Source organism: Cellulomonas septica (genome assembly GCF_012396155.1).
GTDB lineage: Bacteria > Actinomycetota > Actinomycetes > Actinomycetales > Cellulomonadaceae > Cellulomonas > Cellulomonas septica.
Genome location: NZ_JAAXOY010000900.1, coordinates 1 through 1,055 on the forward strand (window position 1 = coordinate 1; position 1,055 = coordinate 1,055).

Annotated in this window: 1 protein-coding gene; it reads right to left on the minus strand. The window is 76.1% G+C overall.

What is annotated here, in order from left to right; all coding sequences use genetic code 11:
* Positions 1-881 (minus strand): hypothetical protein (locus tag HGA02_RS20125; RefSeq protein WP_210728863.1); only part of this gene is annotated, 881 nt, incomplete at its 3' end.
* Between the last annotated feature and the right edge of the window lie 174 nt (positions 882-1,055).

Here is a 1,055-nt window from a genome sequence, read left to right on the forward strand (position 1 = left end):
AGCAGGCGCGTCGCCGCCGCGGCGAGCTCCATCCCCGCGTAGGGCGACGAGGGGTGCTCGAGCGCGTGGCGCTGCTCGCCGAGCACCTCGAGCCCGCGCGTGAGGTTGCCGGTGCGCGCGAGCACGTGCAGGTGCCGCGCGACCGAGGCCGTGTCCGCGGGGTTGGACCGGCTCGCCCGGAACGCGGTGCGGTGCAGCGTCGCGGCACGGTCGTGGTCGCCGACGACGACGAGCGACGTCAGCGCCTCGCCGATCGCGACCTGCGGCTGCTCGCTGCACCCGACGTCGCCGTCGACGACGGGCGCGAGCTCGGCGAGCACCTCCGCGTGCCGGCCCAGCTCGGCGAGGTGCGCGATGCGTGCCGACGGCTCGCAGCCCTCGCAGTCGGACAGGTGCGTGCGCGGCGCGCGCACCCACGCGTCGAACTCCGCCTCGGCCGCGGCCGGTCCGTCGACGTGCGCGCGCAGCACGTACGCGCATCCCAGCACCGGGGCGAGCCCCTCGCCCGCCTCCGCGTACCGGCGCCCCATGCCGTCGAGCACCTCCTGGAGCTGCGCGAGCGGCACCTGCGGGTGGTCGACGAGCCACGTGACCATCCACTTGTGCAGCCAGAGGACCTGCCAGCGCTGCTCCTCCGTCATCCAGCCCGGGGCGGCGTCGTACTGCTGGAGGACGTGGACGAACGGCGCGAACATGCGGTGCCGGTCGTTGGCGTGGTGCAGCGACGACACGTAGGCCAGGCGCGCGCGGAAGCGCAGATCCACGTCGCCCTGGGCGTCGGCGACCTGGACGAGCTCCGTCGCGACGTCGGGCTTCGCGTGCGGGGGCGTCTGCGCGAGCCGCTGGAACAGCTCGTCGACCTCGGCGCGCGTCACGGTCATCGGGTCGTCCCCTCGGGGTCGGTGGCGGGGGTCGCGGACGCGACCGCGCGGTCCAGCAGGGCGTTGAACGAGCGGTCGAGCAGCGCCGAGTCGGCGGGGCGCAGGCGGCGCGGGGCGGCGAGGAGCGCCCGGCCGTACAGCGTCTCCGCGGCGAGGCCGCGCAGGGTCGCGTCG